Genomic DNA, 15,346 nt, shown 5'->3' on the forward strand with positions numbered 1-15,346 from the left:
TCTTACTTCTCCTCGGTACGGGGGTGGGTGACGGCGGGCTCGTTTCCACCGAGCAGCAGATAGAGGACAGCCATCCGGATGGACACTCCGTTTGCGACCTGCTCGATGGCGGTGCAGCGATCCGAGTCGGCGACCTCGGCGGTGATCTCCATGCCGCGGACCATCGGGCCGGGGTGCATCACGATGGCGTGCTCGGGCATCTTGGCCATGCGGTCGCCGTCGAGGCCGTAGCGCCGCGAGTACTCGCGCTCGGTCGGGAAGAACGCGGCGTTCATCCGCTCGCGCTGCACGCGCAGCATCATCACCGCGTCGGACTTCGCGAGCGTGCTGTCGAGGTCGTACGACACCTCGCAGGGCCAGGTCTCGACGCCGACGGGCACCAGGGTCGGCGGCGCGACGAGGGTGACCTCGGCGCCGAGGGTGTGCAGCAGGTCGACGTTGGAGCGGGCGACCCGGCCGTGCAGGATGTCGCCGACGATCGTGATGCGCTTGCCGGCGAGGTCCTGGCCCAGTCCCGCGTCCCGTCCGACGAGCCGGCGCCGCATCGTGAAGGCGTCCAACAGGGCCTGGGTGGGGTGCTGGTGGGTGCCGTCGCCGGCGTTGATGACGGCCGCGTCGATCCAGCCGGAGTTGGCGAGGCGGTACGGCGCGCCGGAGGCGCCGTGCCGGATGACGACGGCGTCGACACCCATGGCCTCCAGGGTCTGGGCGGTGTCCTTCAGGGACTCGCCCTTGGACACGCTCGACCCCTTGGCGGAGAAGTTGATGACGTCCGCCGACAGCCGCTTCTCGGCGGCCTCGAAGGAGATACGCGTGCGCGTGGAGTCCTCGAAGAAGAGGTTCACGACGGTGCGGCCGCGCAAGGTCGGCAGCTTCTTGATCGGCCGGTCGGCGACCCGGGCCATCTCCTCGGCGGTGTCGAGGATCAGGACGGCGTCGTCACGGGTGAGGTCGGCGGCCGAGATGAGATGACGCTGCATCTGTCAGGCTCCGTAAGGCAGTTCAGGTCAGGAGAATTCGGACGGCACGCGCGCGTGGAGGCGCACCGAGCGGGCGTACGTCAGCGACGTACGCCTTACGCGTGCTACTGGGTCTGCTTGGCACCGAGCAGAACGGTGTCCCGACCGTCCTCCTCGGCGAGCTGGACCTTGACCGTCTCCCGCAACGACGTGGGGAGGTTCTTGCCGACGTAGTCGGCGCGGATGGGCAGTTCGCGGTGGCCGCGGTCGACGAGGACCGCCAGCTGGACCGCGCGCGGACGACCGATGTCGTTCAGGGCGTCGAGGGCGGCGCGGATGGTGCGGCCGGAGAAGAGCACGTCGTCGACGAGGACGACCAGGCGGCCGTCGATGCCGTCACCGGGGATCTCGGTGCGGGCCAGCGCACGCGGCGGGTGCATGCGCAGGTCGTCGCGGTACATGGTGATGTCGAGCGAACCGACCGGGATCTTGCGGTCGGTGATCTCCTCGAGCTTGGCGGCGAGCCGCTGAGCGAGGAAGACGCCTCGGGTGGGAATGCCGAGGAGTACCACGTCGTCGGCGCCCTTGGCGCGTTCGACGATCTCGTGGGCGATGCGGGTCAATACCCGCGCGATGTCAGGGCCTTCGAGAACCGGCCTGGCGTCGGACGCTTGCGTGTCCTGCTGCCTGTCCATACGAAAAGGACCTCCTTCTCCGCCTCACGGGACGGACCTTAAAGGACGTCTGGTTTGCGCCATCCACGGTAGCAGGCCGACGGCGCGGCTCCGTTCACCCCCTTGGCCCAATCGGCCACCGATAGCACGGAAGAGTCGGTGTGGACCATTCGGCTTGACGCGCCAGAGTAACGCTGCGTAACCTCACAGTGAGTTACCAACCGCGCGGCATGGAACCCAAGCCAGTCGCGTCGACCCAGTGCCGGGGAGCTATATGTCCAGCGAATACGCCAAACAGCTCGGGGCCAAGCTCCGGGCCATCCGCACCCAGCAGGGCCTTTCTCTTCACGGTGTCGAGGAGAAGTCCCAGGGACGCTGGAAGGCCGTCGTGGTCGGTTCGTACGAGCGCGGCGACCGCGCCGTGACCGTGCAGCGCCTCGCCGAGCTGGCGGATTTCTACGGCGTTCCGGTGCAGGAACTGCTGCCGGGCACCACTCCGGGCGGCGCCGCCGAGCCGCCGCCGAAGCTGGTCCTGGACCTGGAGCGGCTTGCCCACGTGCCGGCCGAGAAGGCGGGTCCCCTTCAGCGCTATGCCGCGACCATCCAGTCGCAGCGCGGTGACTACAACGGCAAGGTGCTCTCGATCCGCCAGGACGACCTGCGCACACTCGCCGTCATTTATGACCAGTCGCCCTCGGTCCTGACCGAACAGCTGATCAGCTGGGGCGTCCTGGACGCGGACGCGCGCCGCGCGGTCACCCACGCCGAGGAGAGCTGAGCGCTCCGCAACGGGTTCGGCCGATTTAGCAGAAACGTGCCGCCGGGGTGGCTGGAACTTTGCGGTTCCGGCCACCCCGGCGGCGTTCTGCGGGCCTGATGGGTTCCCCGTGGCACAGGACGCCGGAGGGCCCGCAGCGACGATGCTGCGGGCCCTCCGGCGTCTTCGAAGACCTCTACGCTTCCTCTCGGCGCAGCGAGGGCTTCAGGTCCTTGAGCCGACCGAGGAGACCGTTGACGAACGAGGGCGACTCGTCCGTGGAGAACTCCTTCGCCAGCTGCACCATCTCGTCGAGCACGACCGCGTCCGGGGTCTCGTCGACCCAGATCAGCTCGTGCGCGCCGAGACGCAGGATGTTGCGGTCCACGACCGGCATCCGGTCGAGCGTCCAGCCGACCGAGTACTGCGCGATCAGCTCGTCGATGCGCTTCGCATGCTGCGCGTACCCCTCGACCAGCTGCATCGTGTACTCGCTCACCGGCGGCTGCCGGGTGTCGGCCCGGGAGAGCCGGATCCAGTCCGCGAGGACCGTCAGGACGTCGGCGCCGCGCTGGTCGCCCTCGAAGAGGATCTGGAAGGCGCGCTTGCGGGCCGTGTTGCGGGCAGCCACGGTTAGCTGTTCACCCGGCCGAGGTAGTCGCTGGTGCGGGTGTCGACCTTGATCTTCTCACCGGTGGTGATGAAGAGCGGGACCTGGATCTGGTGACCGGTCTCCAGGGTGGCGGGCTTGGTGCCGCCGGTGGAGCGGTCGCCCTGGACGCCCGGCTCGGTCTCCTGGATGACGAGCTCGACGGCGGCCGGCAGCTCGACGAAGAGCACCTCGCCCTCGTGCTGCGCGACGGTGGCGGTGAAGCCCTCGATCAGGAAGTTGGCGGCGTCGCCGACGGCCTTGCGGTCGACCATGAGCTGGTCGTAGGTCTCCATGTCCATGAAGACGAAGTAGTCGCCGTCCATGTAGGAGAACTGCATGTCGCGCTTGTCGACAGTGGCCGTCTCGACCTTGACGCCGGCGTTGAAGGTCTTGTCGACGACCTTCCCGGACAGCACGTTCTTGAGCTTGGTGCGCACGAAGGCCGGGCCCTTGCCGGGCTTGACGTGCTGGAACTCGACGACGGACCAGAGCTGGCCGCCTTCGAGCTTGAGCACCATGCCGTTCTTGAGGTCGTTCGTGGAAGCCACGGTTGCGGAATCTCCTGGACTGACGTGGACGACCCCGGGGCACGCACCTGCCTAGAGGGCGAGCAGCTCCTTGGTCGTGATGGTGAGTAGCTCGGGTCCGCCGTCCGCCTCGGGGCGAACGACGAGCGTGTCATCGATCCGGACACCGCCCCGGCCCGGGAGGTGGACCCCCGGTTCGACGGTGACCGGCACGCAAGCGTCCAGTTTACCCATGGCCGCGGGAGCCAGCTGCGGGTCCTCGTCGATTTCGAGCCCGACGCCATGGCCGGTGAGGGCGGGCAGGCCCTCGTGGTACCCGGCGGAATCCAGCACCTGACGTGCGGCGCGGTCGACGTCACGGTAGGCGGCGCCGGGTGCCAGCGACTCCCGTCCGGCGCGCTGAGCGGCGAAGACGACGTCGTACAACTCGATCTGCCAGTCGGCGGGAGACGTACCGATGACGAAGGTACGGCCGATCTCGCACCGGTAGCCGCGGTAGGTGGCCCCCAGGCAGACGGAGAGGAAGTCGCCCTCCTCGACCCGGCGGTCAGTGGGCCGGTGGGCACGTCGGCCGGCGTTCGGGCCGGTGGCGACGGAGGTGCGGAAGGCCGGGCCGTCGGCGCCGTGATCGACCAGGCGCCGTTCGAGTTCCAGGGCGAGGTGGCGTTCGGTGCGGCCGACGAGGATGGATTCGAGGAGCTCCCCGAGTGCCTGGTCGGCGATCTCGGCCCCGATCCTGAGACAGGAGATCTCCTCCTCGTCCTTGACCACCCGCAGCTGTTCCACGGCTCCGCCGAGGTCGGCGAGGCGCAGGCGCGGGACGACCGAGCGGATGGCTCTGTGGCGGGCCACGGTGAGGTGGTGTTCCTCCACGGCCAGGGACTCCCCGCCCTGCGCTGCCGCGAGGTCGGCCGCGGCGACGGCGGGGTCGCCCTCGGCGCCGGGGAGGTTGTGGATCCGCAGGGCCTCGTCGGGACGGCCCTCGGTGGAACGGTCGTCGGGCGGGCCGACGCATACGAGCAGGTCTTCGGTCTTGCCGAGGAGCAGCGCGGAGCCCTGCGGGGCGGCGCCCGCGAGGTAGCGGACGTTGGCGGGGCGGGAGATCAGCGCGGTGGCGCTGCCGCTGGCTTGGCAGCGGTCCCTCAGCCGGGATCGGCGGGTGGCGTACACCTCTGACATGACCCGAGCGTAAGAGCTCCGCTGGGTTGGCGCCGGTTGAGGGCGTCTGAGTGGGCGGTGCCTGGATTGTGCGGGTTGGGGTGGTGCCGTTCGGGGGGGGCGGGTTGCGGCTTCGGGTTGGGTGCCGTCTGCGGGTGTGTGGGGGCTTGTCGCGCAGTTCCCCGCGCCCCTTCGGGCGCTGGACTCGCGTCGGCTACCAGCTCGGGCCCGCGTCTCTCCGGGGCGTCCGGTCGCCTTGGTTACCAGGTGGGCGGGCTGGCGATTGATCTTGAGAGTACGTCGTTGAGGACCTGGGCGGTCTGTGGGACGTCGAGTTGGGAGTTGTCGATGATCGGGAGGCCCGAGCCGTACCAGCCGGCCATGCGGCCGTGGATGCGGGCGACCTCCTCGTCGGTGAGGCGGCGGTTGCCCGAGCGTTCTGCGTTGCGCTCCAGGACGATCTCCAGGCCCGGGAGCAGGACGACCGGGAGCAGCCCTGGGCCCACGTGCCGCTTCCAGCCGCCGAGGCCGACCACCGGGCGGTCGGGGAAGACCGCGTCGTCGAGGATGCACGAGATGCCGTTGGCCAGGAAGTTGCGCGCGGCGAAGCCGCAGGTGCGGCGGGCCAGGCGGTACTGGGCCTCGGAATTGTCGTTCCACCCGGACTGGGGGTCGGCGAAGCCCGAGCGGACCCATTCGCGTACGTCGTCGAGGCTGATGTGGGCCGTGGGCACCCGGCGGTGGTCCGCCCAGTACTTGGCGACGCTCGTCTTACCGGCCCCGGCGGGCCCGATGAGCAGGACCGCGAGGGTCGTGGTCGTCGGATCCGGGGACGCCGTGGCGGGCGGGGTGCTCGGCATGGCGACGGGGCCGCCCGGCGGCAGCTGGACGTGGCCGGTGGTCTCGGGGGCCGGCGGGCCCGGCGGAGCAGGGGCCGGAGCGTGGTGCGGCGCGGGTGGGACCGGGCCTGGGGGTGTCAGGCCCGGTACGGGAGGCGGCGGAGGCATGGGAGCGGATCCCAGGTGCGGGGCGGGCCCCTGATGCGGTGCGGGTCCCTGGTGCGCGCCCGGGTGGTGCGGACCCGGGTGTTGTGCGGCCGGTGACCAGCCGTGCCCCGACTGGTGGGGCGGCGGCAGCGGAGAACCCACTGCGTGCTGCATCCGGTGCCACTCCGTCTCGTCTTCCATGGCCATTGGCGCTGGCAGCAGGGCACGAACCCCGCTCGGTACCGAACGGTACCGCCCCCGGCCGCCGATTGGTGAACGGCCGGAGGCGGTCTGAAGTGCCCATCGCCACAGGTGAATCGGACGGAAGGGTGGTTCGCCGGACTTACTGGCCGACTTCGCCGTACGCGGCGAGGAGGACGGCCGGGTCCGGGCCCTCCAGAACGGTCGGCTTGGCCAGGCCGTCCAGGACGATGAAGCGCAGCAGATTGCCGCGGGACTTCTTGTCGACCTTCATGGTCTCCAGCAGCTTGGGCCACTGGTCGTAGCGGTAGTGCAGCGGCAGGCCCACCGATTCGAGGATCGCGCGGTGACGGTCCGCCGTCGCGTCGTCCAACCGCCCGGCGAGACGGCCGAGTTCGGCGGCGAAGTGCATGCCGACGGAGACCGCCGCGCCGTGCCGCCACTTGTACCGCTCGTTCTTCTCGATGGCGTGGCCGAGGGTGTGGCCGTAGTTGAGGATCTCCCGCAGACCCGACTCCTTCAGGTCCGACGAGACGACCTCGGCCTTGACCCGGATCGACCGCTCGATCAGCTCGGCGGTGTGCGGGCCGGCCGGGGTGCGCGCCGCCTGCGGGTCGGCCTCGATCAGCTCCAGGATCGCCGGGTCGGCGATGAAACCGGCCTTGATGATCTCCGCGAGTCCGGACACGTAGTCGTTGACCGGGAGGGAGTCCAGCGCGGCCAGGTCGCATAGCACGCCGGCCGGCGGGTGGAAGGACCCGACGAGGTTCTTGCCCTCGGCGGTGTTGATGCCGGTCTTGCCGCCGACCGCCGCGTCCACCATGGCGAGCACGGTGGTGGGGATCGCGATCCAGCGCACCCCGCGCAGCCAGGTCGCGGCCACGAACCCGGCCAGGTCGGTGGTGGCGCCGCCGCCGACGCCGACGATGACGTCGCTGCGGGTGAAGCCGGACTGGCCGAGCGCCTTCCAGCAGTAGGCGGCCACCTCGGCGGTCTTGGCCTCCTCGGCGTTCGGCACCTGGATGGCGACCACCTCGTAGCCCTGCTCGGCCAGGTCGGCGCGGAGCGCCTCACCGGTCTCGGCCAGCGCCTCCGGGTGGACGACGGCGACTCGCTGGGCCTTGGCACCGATCAACCCGCCCAGCTCGCTCAGGAGCTGACGGCCCACCAGAACCTCGTACGGGTCGCTTCCCGCGGTGCCGCCGACCTGGATGCGCGTCACTGCTTCGGTCATGCGTCCTTCAACTCCAGTGCGTCCAGGGCGGCTTGGGTCACTTCTTCCGGGGTACGGCCGTCGGTGGCCACGACCGCCGTGGCGACCTCCTCGTACAGGTGCCGACGGGCCTCCATCAGCTCGCGCCACTGCTTGCGCGGGTTGATCGCGAGCAGGGGGCGGGCGGCGTTCAGGCCGGTGCGCTTGACGGCCTCCTCGACGTCCATCGAGAGGTAGACGACCCGCTGTCCGGCGAGCAGCGCGCGCGTGTCCGCGTCCAGGATCGAACCGCCGCCCAGCGCGAGGACACCGTCGTACGTGGCGAGTGCCCGGTGGACGGCCCGCTTCTCGATCGCCCTGAACGCGGGCTCGCCCTCGTCGACGAAGATCTCCGCGATGGTCCGGCCCTGCTCGGCCACGATGTCGTCGTCGGTGTCCCGGTAGCCGACGCCGAGCCGCTCGGCCAGCAGCTGACCGACCGTGGACTTGCCCACGCCCATCGGCCCGACCAGCACCACCACAGGCGCTGCGCTCATCGGATGGCCAGGTTGTCGAGGTACGACTGCACGTTGCGGCGGGTCTCGGGCACCGAGTCGCCGCCGAACTTCTCCGCCACCGCGTCCGCGAGGACGAGCGCCACCATGGCCTCGGCGACAATGCCGGCGGCCGGGACGGCGGAGACGTCGGAGCGCTGGTGGTGGGCCTGCGTCGCCTCGCCGGTCGTCACGTCCACCGTCTGCAGGGCGCGCGGCACGGTCGCGATCGGCTTCATCGCGGCGCGGACCCGCAGCAGCTCACCGGTGGTCAGGCCGCCCTCGGTGCCGCCGGAACGGCCGGAGACGCGGCGGATGCCCTCGGGCGTGTTCACGATCTCGTCGTGCGCCTTGGAGCCGGGCACCCGCGCCAGCTCGAAGCCGTCGCCGATCTCGACGCCCTTGATCGCCTGGATGCCCATGAGGGCACCGGCGAGCCGGGCGTCCAGCTTGCGGTCCCAGTGCACGTGCGAGCCCAGGCCGACGGGGACGCCGTACGCCAGGATCTCGACCACGCCACCGAGGGTGTCGCCGTCCTTGTGCGCCTGGTCGATCTCCGCGACCATCGCCTTCGACGCGTCGGCGTCCAGGCAGCGCACGGGGTCCGCGTCCAGCTTCTCGACGTCGGCCGGCATCGGGTACACGCCCTGCGGCGCCTTCGCGGCGGCCAGCTCCACGACGTGGCTGACGATCTCGATGCCGGCCGTCTCCTTGATGTACGACCGGGCCACCGCGCCCAGCGCCACCCGGGCCGCCGTCTCACGGGCGGAGGCACGCTCCAGGATCGGCCGGGCCTCGTCGAAGCCGTACTTCTGCATGCCGGCCAGGTCGGCGTGGCCGGGGCGCGGGCGGGTCAGCGGCGCGTTGCGGGCGAGGCCCGCGAGGATCTCCGGGTCGATGGGGTCGGCCGCCATGACCTGCTCCCACTTGGGCCACTCGGTGTTGCCCACCATGATCGCGACCGGGGAACCGAGGGTGAGGCCGTGCCGGACGCCGCCGATGAAGGTGACCTCGTCGCGCTCGAACTTCATGCGCGCACCGCGTCCATAACCGAGGCGGCGCCGGGCCAGGTGGTCCGCCACCATCTCCGTGGTGATCGGCACGCCGGCGGGAAGGCCCTCCAGCGTCGCGACGAGTGCGGGGCCGTGGGACTCCCCCGCGGTCAGCCAGCGCAACCTGCTCAACGGTGCTCCTCGATGCTCGCGCCCTGGTACTGCCCTGCGTACGCGCGTCCTCGCGTACGTCGACGGCGCGACCAGGTGCGCGGCCCCGGCCCGCCACCTCCGATCCTCCCACGTCCGGGGCCGGTGCCCGGCCGCCGGTCCACCAGACGGACGGCGGATGGACGGCACGGGGCGCCGGAAGGGATCACGCGGGGCCGTTGCCCCGTCGCCGACGTGGGCGTACGAGCGAAGGTGGTCCGCCGCTCGGACTCCGCCCCCTGCGGAACCCAGCGGATGCTAGCGGGCCGCGAGAGCGCGCTCTCCCGCTTGTCGCATGGCCTCCAGGGGCGCCGGTACCCGGCCGGTCATCTGCTCCACCTGGAGCACCGCCTGGTGCACCAGCAGGTCGAGCCCGCTCACGACGGCCCCGCCGTACATGGACCAGCGGGCGGCGAGGGCGGTGGGCCAGGGGTCGTAGAGCACGTCGAAGAGGGTGGCGGGGCGCTCCGGTACGGCGGCGGCGAGGGCGTCCGTCGTCCCGGCCGGGGTGGTCGCGATCACCAGCGGCGCGCGCAGTGCCCGGTCGGCGTCCGCCCAGTCGGCCGTGCGCACCTCGATGTCGAGTCGCTCGCCCCACTGCCGCATCTCGGCTCCGCGTGCCTCGCTGCGTACGTACGCCACGACCTCACCGGTGCAGATCCGCGCGAGCGCGGCCAGCGCGGAGGACGCCGTGGCGCCCGCGCCGAGGACGGCCGCCGAGTCGACCTGTTCGATGCCGCGCTCCCGCAGCGCGGCGACCATCCCGGGGATGTCGGTGTTGTCTCCGACGCTGCGGCCGTCCTCGGTGAAGACGACCGTGTTGACCGCCTCGACCGAGGCCGCCGTCTCGCTGATCTCGTCGAGCAGCGGGATGACGGCCCGCTTGAGCGGCATGGTCAGCGACAACCCGGCCCACTGCGGTCCGAGTTCCGCGAGGAACCCGGGCAGGGCGGCCTCGTCGATCTCGAACCGGTCGTACGACCAGTCCGTGAGCTTCAGTTCCTCGTACGCGGCGCGGTGCAGCACCGGGGAGAGGGAGTGGGCGATGGGCGAACCGAGGACGGCCGCCCGGCGGGCGTCAGTTGCCCCTGCTCTCATTGAACTTGTCCTTGAGCTTCAGGAAATCGTCGTGGGTCTTGGCGAACTCTGTCTTGTTCACGCCGTCGGTCGCCACGAAGTAGTACCAACCCTGGTCGGTCGGATTGAGCGTCCCCTTCAGCGCGCCCTCGCCCGGGTTTCCGATCGGGCCGGGCGGCAGACCCTTGTGGTAGTAGGTGTTGTACGGGTCCGGGTTGCTCTTGATCTCCGACTCGCCGATGTCGATGTTGCTCTGACCCTTCAGGTAATTGAAGGTCGAGTCGAACTGAAGGGCACCGTAGGTCTCGGGGTTCGCGAGGTCGAGGCGGTTGTAGACCACCTCCGCCATCTTGCGGTAGTCGTCGTTGGTCTTGCCCTCCGCCTGGACGAGGCTGGCGACCGTGATGACCTGCAGCGGGTTGTCCAGCTTGAGCGCCTTGGCCTTGGCCTCCAGGTTGAGCGCGTCGTACTTGCTCGCGGCCTGGGTCACCATCTCCTTCAGCACCGCTTCGGGCTTCATGCCCTTTGCGGCGGGATAGGTGCCCGGGTAGAGGAAACCCTCCAGCGGGTCCTTGATTTCGCTGTTGTCGTTCGCCCAGCTCGGAAGTCCGAGGGTCTTGTATTTCTCCTCGGCGACCTTCTCGGTGGTCCCGGACGACAATTCGAGCTGTTTGTCGATCGCCTTGTAGACAGCAAGATTCCGCTCGCCCGGCCTGACCAGAACATTGTTCTGGCTCTTGGGGTCGAGCATCATCGCGACGGCACTCGCGGCGGACATCTTCTTCTGCAGCAGATAGGCGCCCGCCTGGATCTTTCCTCCGTCGGGGTTGTCCTGCTGCGCGACGACGAAGGCGTCCACGCTCTTCACCACATCGGCGGTCTTCAGCAGCTGACCGATCTCGGATCCCAACGCACCCTTGGGGATCTCGACAGTCACCGTCTGGCTCGTGCCCTCACCCGCGTAGTCCGGGGCGGCGCCGAAACGATCCTGGTAGAACTGGTACCCGAAATATCCGACTCCGGCCACGCCTCCACCGAAGATCAGCACGACCACCAGACAGGCGAACCCGCTGCGGCGCTTCTTCGGCTTACCGCCCCGGCCCCGCCGGTCACCGCGCCCTCGGCCGTCGCCCGACTCGTCGTCGGAGTCGTCGTCATCGTCGCCACCGGCGAAGAACGCGTGTTCGCCCTGGTCAGGTCCCGGATCCCAGTCGGTCTGAGGCGGCTCGGGCTCGGCCTGCCGCCGACTCGGCGGCTCCGGCGGAGGGTACGCCTCGGGGGTTCCGTAGTAGTCGGGCTGCTGACCGCCGTAGGCAGCGGCCTGCTGCCCGTAGGGGTCCGCCGGGTCGGGGTACTGAACCTGGTGGTGGGTGCCGGTCGCCCAGCCGTTGTTGTCGTACGGCTGCTGCCCCTGGCCCGCGTAGTGCTGCTGGTCGTACTGCTGCTGGTACTGCTGTCCCTGGCCCTGCTGCTGGTACTGCTGCCCCTGACCCTGCTGCTGGTACTGCTGCTGTCCCTGGCCCTGCTGGGGGTACTGCTGTTGCGCCTGACCGTATGCGGCCTGCTGGCCGTTGCCCCAGTCCCCGTAGTGCTGGGGCTGCTGCGGCTGCTGCTCCGGATAGTGCTGCGGCTGGCCGCCGTAGGCAGCTTGCCGACCCGTGTGAGCCTGCTGCCCTTCCCATCCGCCGTCCCCGAACAACGGGTCCTCGGGATGCCACGGTTCGGAGCCTGGGCCCCGGCCATACTCAGTCATCGATCCCCTAGAGCCGCGAGGCGGCGGTCACGCGGCTGTTGAAGATCCGGCTCCCGTCCCGCCTCTCTGTGTGCCCCGGCTGTTCGAACACCGGCGCATCGCGCGGAACGTTACCGTATCGCGATCAGATAACCACTTCGACGCTCTCGCCCGGTGCTTTACCTGACACCCGTTCGGATTCGAGCGCCTGCTGCAGGATGATCACAGCGGCCGCCTGGTCGATCACCGACCGGCCCTTCTTCGACTTCACGCCCGAGGCGCGCAGTCCCTGACTGGCCGTCACGGTGGTCATCCGCTCGTCCACGAGCCTGACCGGAACGGGCGCGATCATGCGTGCCAGTTCCTGGGCGAAGCCCCTGACCTTCACCGCGGCCGGGCCCTCGCCGCCCTTGAGGGAGCGGGGCAGACCGACGACGACCTCGATCGGCTCGTACTCCTCGACGAGTTGCTTGAGGCGACGGTGAGCTGCGGGGATGTCCCGGCCCGGGACCGTCTCCACCGGTGTGGCGAGGATCCCGTCGGGGTCGCACGAGGCGACGCCGATACGGGCGTCGCCGACGTCGATCGCCAGACGACGGCCGCGGCGCATGCCCCGGCCGTCACCACTGGCGAGTGCGTCGTCGCTCACTTGGCCGTTTCCGCCACGAGCCGCTCGACCGCGTCGACGGCCTCGCCGACGGCGGCCGGGTTCTGGCCGCCGCCCTGGGCGACGTCCGGCTTGCCGCCACCGCCGCCACCGAGGGTCTTGGCCGCCGTACGCACCAGGTCACCGGCCTTGAGACCGCGCTCGCGGGCGGCCTCGTTGGTGGCGATGACCGTGAGCGGCTTGCCGTTGTTGACGGTGAACAGGGCCACCACGGCGGCCCGGCCGCCCTGGATGCGGCCGCGCACGTCGAGGACCAGCTTGCGCAGGTCGTCCGCCGTGGTGCCGTCCGGGACCTGACCGGTGACGACGGCGATGCCGTGGACGTCCTTGGCGGACTCGGCGAGACCGGCGGCGGCCTGGAGCACCTTCTCGGCGCGGAACTTCTCGATCTCCTTCTCGGCGTCCTTCAGCTTGCCGAGCATCGCGGACACCTTCTCCGGCAGTTCCTCCGGGCGGCCCTTGATCAGCTCCTGGAGCTGGGCGACGACCGTGTGCTCACGGGCGAGGAAGTTGTAGGCGTCCACGCCGACGAGGGCCTCGATACGGCGCACCCCGGAGCCGATCGACGACTCGCCGAGCAGCTTGACCAGGCCGAGCTGGGAGGTGTTGTGCACGTGCGTGCCGCCGCACAGCTCCTTGGAGAAGTCGCCGATCGTCACGACGCGCACGCGCTCGCCGTACTTCTCGCCGAACTCGGCGATGGCGCCCTGCTTCTTGGCCTCGTCGATGCCCATGACGTCAGCCCGGACGTCGAGATCACGGGCGAGAACCTCGTTGATCTTCTGCTCGACGTCGGTCATCACGGCCGTCGGCACGGCGGACGGCGAACCGAAGTCGAAGCGGAAGCGGCCCGGCTGGTTCTCCGAACCGGCCTGGGCGGCCGTCGGGCCGAGCGCGTCGCGCAGGGCCTGGTGGGTGAGGTGGGTGGCCGAGTGGGCGCGGGCGATGGCCGTGCGGCGGCGGGCGTCGATCGAGGCGTGGGCCTTGGCGCCGACGGTGACCTCGCCGACCTGGACGACGCCCTTGTGGACGTACACGCCAGGGACCGGCTTCTGGCAGTCGCGGATCTCGATGACGGCACCGGTGTCGACCTTGATGCGGCCGGTGTCGCCGATCTGGCCGCCGCCCTCGGCGTAGAACGGGGTGCGGTCGAGGACGATCTCGACCTCGTCGCCCTCGGTGGCCGCCGGGGAGGAGGCACCGTCGACGAGGATGCCGACGATGGTGGACTCGCCCTCGGTGTCCGAGTAACCGATGAAGTCGGTCTCGCCGACCTTGTCGGCGATCTCCCGGTAGGCGCCGGCGCCGGCGTGGCCGGTCTTCTTGGCCTGGGCGTCGGCCTTGGCGCGCTCCCGCTGCTCCTTCATCAGGCGGCGGAAGCCGTCCTCGTCCACGGAAAGGCCCTGCTCGGCGGCCATCTCCAGGGTGAGGTCGATCGGGAAGCCCCAGGTGTCGTGGAGCAGGAAGGCCTTGTCGCCGGCCAGAACGGTGGAGCCCGCGGCCTTGGTGTCGGAGACGGCCGTGTCGAGGATGTTGGTGCCGGCCTTCAGCGTCTTGAGGAAGGCGTTCTCCTCGGCGAGGGCGACCTTCTCGATGCGCTCGCGGTCGGTGACGAGCTCGGGGTACTGCTGGCCCATCATGCCGATGACGACGTCGATCAGGTCCTTGACGACCGGACCGGTGGCGCCCAGCAGACGCATGTTGCGGATGGCGCGGCGCATGATGCGGCGCAGGACGTAGCCGCGGCCCTCGTTGCCGGGGGTGACGCCGTCGCCGATGAGCATGGTGGCCGTACGCATGTGGTCGGTGACCACGCGCAGGGAGACATCGGAGGCGTGGGCGTCGCCGTACGCGACACCCGTCAGCTCGGTGGCCTTCTTGATGACGGCCATGGAGGTGTCGATCTCGTACATGTTCTGCACGCCCTGCAGAATCATGGCGAGTCGCTCCAGGCCGAGGCCCGTGTCGATGTTCTTGCTGGGCAGTTCGCCGAGGATCTCGAAGTTGTCCTTGCCGGTGCCCTGGCCGCGCTCGTACTGCATGAAGACGAGGTTCCAGATCTCCACGTACCGCTCGTCGTTGACGGCGGGGCCGCCCTCGACGCCGAACTCGGGGCCGCGGTCGTAGTTGATCTCGGAACAGGGGCCACACGGACCCGGGACGCCCATGGACCAGTAGTTGTCCTTCATGCCGAGGCGCTGGATGCGCTCCTTCGGCACGCCGACGACCTCGTGCCAGATGCGCTCGGCCTCGTCGTCGTCCTTGTAGACGGTGATCCAGAGCTTCTCCGGCTCCAGGCCGTAACCACCCTTGTCCTGGGGGCTGGTGAGCAGCTCCCAGGCGTACTTGATGGCGCCTTCCTTGAAGTAGTCGCCGAAGGAGAAGTTGCCGCACATCTGGAAGAACGTGCCGTGCCGCGTGGTCTTGCCGACCTCTTCGATGTCCGGTGTGCGCACGCACTTCTGGACGCTCGTGGCGCGGGCGTAGGGCGGCTTGACCTCACCCAGGAAGTAGGGCTTGAAGGGCACCATGCCGGCCGGGACGAGGAGCAGAGTCGGGTCGTCCGCGATGAGCGACGCCGAAGGGACGACGGTGTGCCCGCGCTCCTCGAAGAAGCTCAGCCAGCGGCGGCGGATCTCAGCCGACTCCATCAGTGGTCCTCGTTTCGGTTGTACGAGTACGTCGTCCTGTCGACGTACTTCGGGTTGTTGCGGTTCTCGATGGCGGCGTACCGCCGGGGTGCGGGGAGTTCGTGGTCGACGGAGGCGTTGAGCCCGAGCGCGTCGCCCAGTTCCTCCTCCCGCTGGGCCATGTTGTCGCGGACGTCGAGCGCGAAGCCCACCGCGCGGTCCTTGAGCCGGTGACCGGCCTCGATCGCCTTGTTCGCCGCGGTCGCGGCGAGGCTCTCGGGGGTCAGCTGCTTCAGCTTCCGGTTGACCTTGGTGGTGGCCCACACACCGGCGGCGACGCCCGTGGTGAACCAGAACGTACGGCGGAACATGCTGGGT

General features: G+C 69.9%; 15 protein-coding genes. 1 reads left to right on the forward strand and 14 read right to left on the reverse strand.

The window, feature by feature from the left end; translation table 11 throughout:
- Positions 1-2: 2 nt before the first annotated feature.
- Together EJ357_RS08215 and pyrR are read right to left on the reverse strand one after the other, a co-directional pair.
- A complete protein-coding gene (locus EJ357_RS08215) occupies positions 3-980 on the reverse strand; it encodes an aspartate carbamoyltransferase catalytic subunit (protein ID WP_126390116.1) in 978 nt (325 codons plus the stop codon).
- Between the two features lie 104 nt (positions 981-1,084).
- Complete coding sequence (gene pyrR / locus EJ357_RS08220; protein WP_126390118.1) at positions 1,085-1,654, reverse strand: bifunctional pyr operon transcriptional regulator/uracil phosphoribosyltransferase PyrR; 570 nt, start codon at positions 1,652-1,654, stop codon at positions 1,085-1,087.
- 253 nt (positions 1,655-1,907) lie between these two features.
- On the opposite strand from pyrR, the gene bldD reads away from it, so the two are divergent.
- Entirely contained in the window at positions 1,908-2,411 is a 504-nt protein-coding gene (gene bldD / locus EJ357_RS08225; protein ID WP_019757325.1) for a transcriptional regulator BldD, read from the forward strand.
- A gap of 175 nt (positions 2,412-2,586) precedes the next feature.
- Here the strand turns inward: bldD and nusB are convergent, their stop codons facing one another.
- The 12 genes from nusB to EJ357_RS08290 form a co-directional block, all read right to left on the reverse strand.
- Entirely contained in the window at positions 2,587-3,021 is a 435-nt protein-coding gene (nusB, locus tag EJ357_RS08230; RefSeq protein WP_126390120.1) for a transcription antitermination factor NusB, read from the reverse strand.
- Positions 3,022-3,023: 2 nt separating this feature from the next.
- The gene (gene efp, locus EJ357_RS08235) at positions 3,024-3,590 is read right to left on the reverse strand and encodes an elongation factor P (RefSeq protein WP_030048852.1); all 567 of its coding nucleotides are present in this window, start codon (positions 3,588-3,590) and stop codon (positions 3,024-3,026) included.
- 51 nt (positions 3,591-3,641) lie between these two features.
- Positions 3,642-4,748 carry an aminopeptidase P family protein gene (locus EJ357_RS08240; RefSeq protein ID WP_126390122.1) on the reverse strand — a complete coding sequence of 369 codons (1,107 nt, stop codon included), beginning with the start codon at positions 4,746-4,748 and terminating at the stop codon, positions 3,642-3,644.
- Between the two features lie 239 nt (positions 4,749-4,987).
- The gene (locus tag EJ357_RS08245) at positions 4,988-5,887 is read right to left on the reverse strand and encodes a Pro-rich N-terminal domain-containing protein (protein WP_126390124.1); all 900 of its coding nucleotides are present in this window, start codon (positions 5,885-5,887) and stop codon (positions 4,988-4,990) included.
- A 169-nt stretch (positions 5,888-6,056) separates the two neighbouring features.
- Positions 6,057-7,148, reverse strand: coding sequence for a 3-dehydroquinate synthase (gene aroB / locus EJ357_RS08250; RefSeq protein ID WP_126390126.1), 1,092 nt, complete (start codon positions 7,146-7,148; stop codon positions 6,057-6,059).
- The gene (locus EJ357_RS08255) at positions 7,145-7,663 is read right to left on the reverse strand and encodes a shikimate kinase (protein ID WP_126390128.1); all 519 of its coding nucleotides are present in this window, start codon (positions 7,661-7,663) and stop codon (positions 7,145-7,147) included. The genes aroB and EJ357_RS08255 overlap by 4 nt, the downstream gene beginning before the upstream one ends.
- Positions 7,660-8,844 (reverse strand): chorismate synthase, encoded by a 1,185-nt coding sequence (gene aroC / locus EJ357_RS08260; RefSeq protein WP_126390130.1) that lies wholly within the window; start codon positions 8,842-8,844, stop codon positions 7,660-7,662. The genes EJ357_RS08255 and aroC overlap by 4 nt, the downstream gene beginning before the upstream one ends.
- Positions 8,845-9,120: 276 nt before the next feature.
- Positions 9,121-9,960, reverse strand: coding sequence for a shikimate dehydrogenase (locus tag EJ357_RS08265; RefSeq protein WP_126390131.1), 840 nt, complete (start codon positions 9,958-9,960; stop codon positions 9,121-9,123).
- Entirely contained in the window at positions 9,941-11,692 is a 1,752-nt protein-coding gene (gene mltG / locus EJ357_RS08270; protein ID WP_126390133.1) for an endolytic transglycosylase MltG, read from the reverse strand. The genes EJ357_RS08265 and mltG overlap by 20 nt, the downstream gene beginning before the upstream one ends.
- A 124-nt stretch (positions 11,693-11,816) precedes the next feature.
- Complete coding sequence (gene ruvX, locus EJ357_RS08280) at positions 11,817-12,281, reverse strand: Holliday junction resolvase RuvX (RefSeq protein ID WP_126399301.1); 465 nt, start codon at positions 12,279-12,281, stop codon at positions 11,817-11,819.
- 35 nt (positions 12,282-12,316) lie between these two features.
- On the reverse strand, positions 12,317-14,989 hold the full coding sequence (gene alaS / locus EJ357_RS08285; protein ID WP_126390135.1) for an alanine--tRNA ligase: 2,673 nt from the start codon (positions 14,987-14,989) through the stop codon (positions 12,317-12,319).
- The gene (locus EJ357_RS08290; RefSeq protein ID WP_126390137.1) at positions 14,989-15,339 is read right to left on the reverse strand and encodes a hypothetical protein; all 351 of its coding nucleotides are present in this window, start codon (positions 15,337-15,339) and stop codon (positions 14,989-14,991) included. Before EJ357_RS08290 ends, alaS begins: the two co-directional genes overlap by 1 nt.
- Positions 15,340-15,346 lie beyond the last annotated feature (7 nt).

Origin of the sequence: Streptomyces cyaneochromogenes (assembly GCF_003963535.1) — a bacterium.
GTDB lineage: Bacteria > Actinomycetota > Actinomycetes > Streptomycetales > Streptomycetaceae > Streptomyces > Streptomyces shaanxiensis.

What these genes read in the sequence shown, in the direction of transcription:
- EJ357_RS08215 (WP_126390116.1), bottom strand. Translation starts at nt 980, where the DNA reads ATGCAGCGTCATCTCATCTCGGCCGCCGACCTCACCCGTGACGACGCC.
- pyrR (WP_126390118.1), bottom strand. Translation starts at nt 1,654, where the DNA reads ATGGACAGGCAGCAGGACACGCAAGCGTCCGACGCCAGGCCGGTTCTC.
- bldD (WP_019757325.1), top strand. Translation starts at nt 1,908, where the DNA reads ATGTCCAGCGAATACGCCAAACAGCTCGGGGCCAAGCTCCGGGCCATC.
- EJ357_RS08240 (WP_126390122.1), bottom strand. Translation starts at nt 4,748, where the DNA reads ATGTCAGAGGTGTACGCCACCCGCCGATCCCGGCTGAGGGACCGCTGC.
- EJ357_RS08245 (WP_126390124.1), bottom strand. Translation starts at nt 5,887, where the DNA reads ATGCAGCACGCAGTGGGTTCTCCGCTGCCGCCGCCCCACCAGTCGGGG.
- aroB (WP_126390126.1), bottom strand. Translation starts at nt 7,148, where the DNA reads ATGACCGAAGCAGTGACGCGCATCCAGGTCGGCGGCACCGCGGGAAGC.
- EJ357_RS08255 (WP_126390128.1), bottom strand. Translation starts at nt 7,663, where the DNA reads ATGAGCGCAGCGCCTGTGGTGGTGCTGGTCGGGCCGATGGGCGTGGGC.
- EJ357_RS08265 (WP_126390131.1), bottom strand. Translation starts at nt 9,960, where the DNA reads ATGAGAGCAGGGGCAACTGACGCCCGCCGGGCGGCCGTCCTCGGTTCG.
- mltG (WP_126390133.1), bottom strand. Translation starts at nt 11,692, where the DNA reads ATGACTGAGTATGGCCGGGGCCCAGGCTCCGAACCGTGGCATCCCGAG.
- ruvX (WP_126399301.1), bottom strand. Translation starts at nt 12,281, where the DNA reads ATGCGCCGCGGCCGTCGTCTGGCGATCGACGTCGGCGACGCCCGTATC.
- alaS (WP_126390135.1), bottom strand. Translation starts at nt 14,989, where the DNA reads ATGGAGTCGGCTGAGATCCGCCGCCGCTGGCTGAGCTTCTTCGAGGAG.
- EJ357_RS08290 (WP_126390137.1), bottom strand. Translation starts at nt 15,339, where the DNA reads ATGTTCCGCCGTACGTTCTGGTTCACCACGGGCGTCGCCGCCGGTGTG.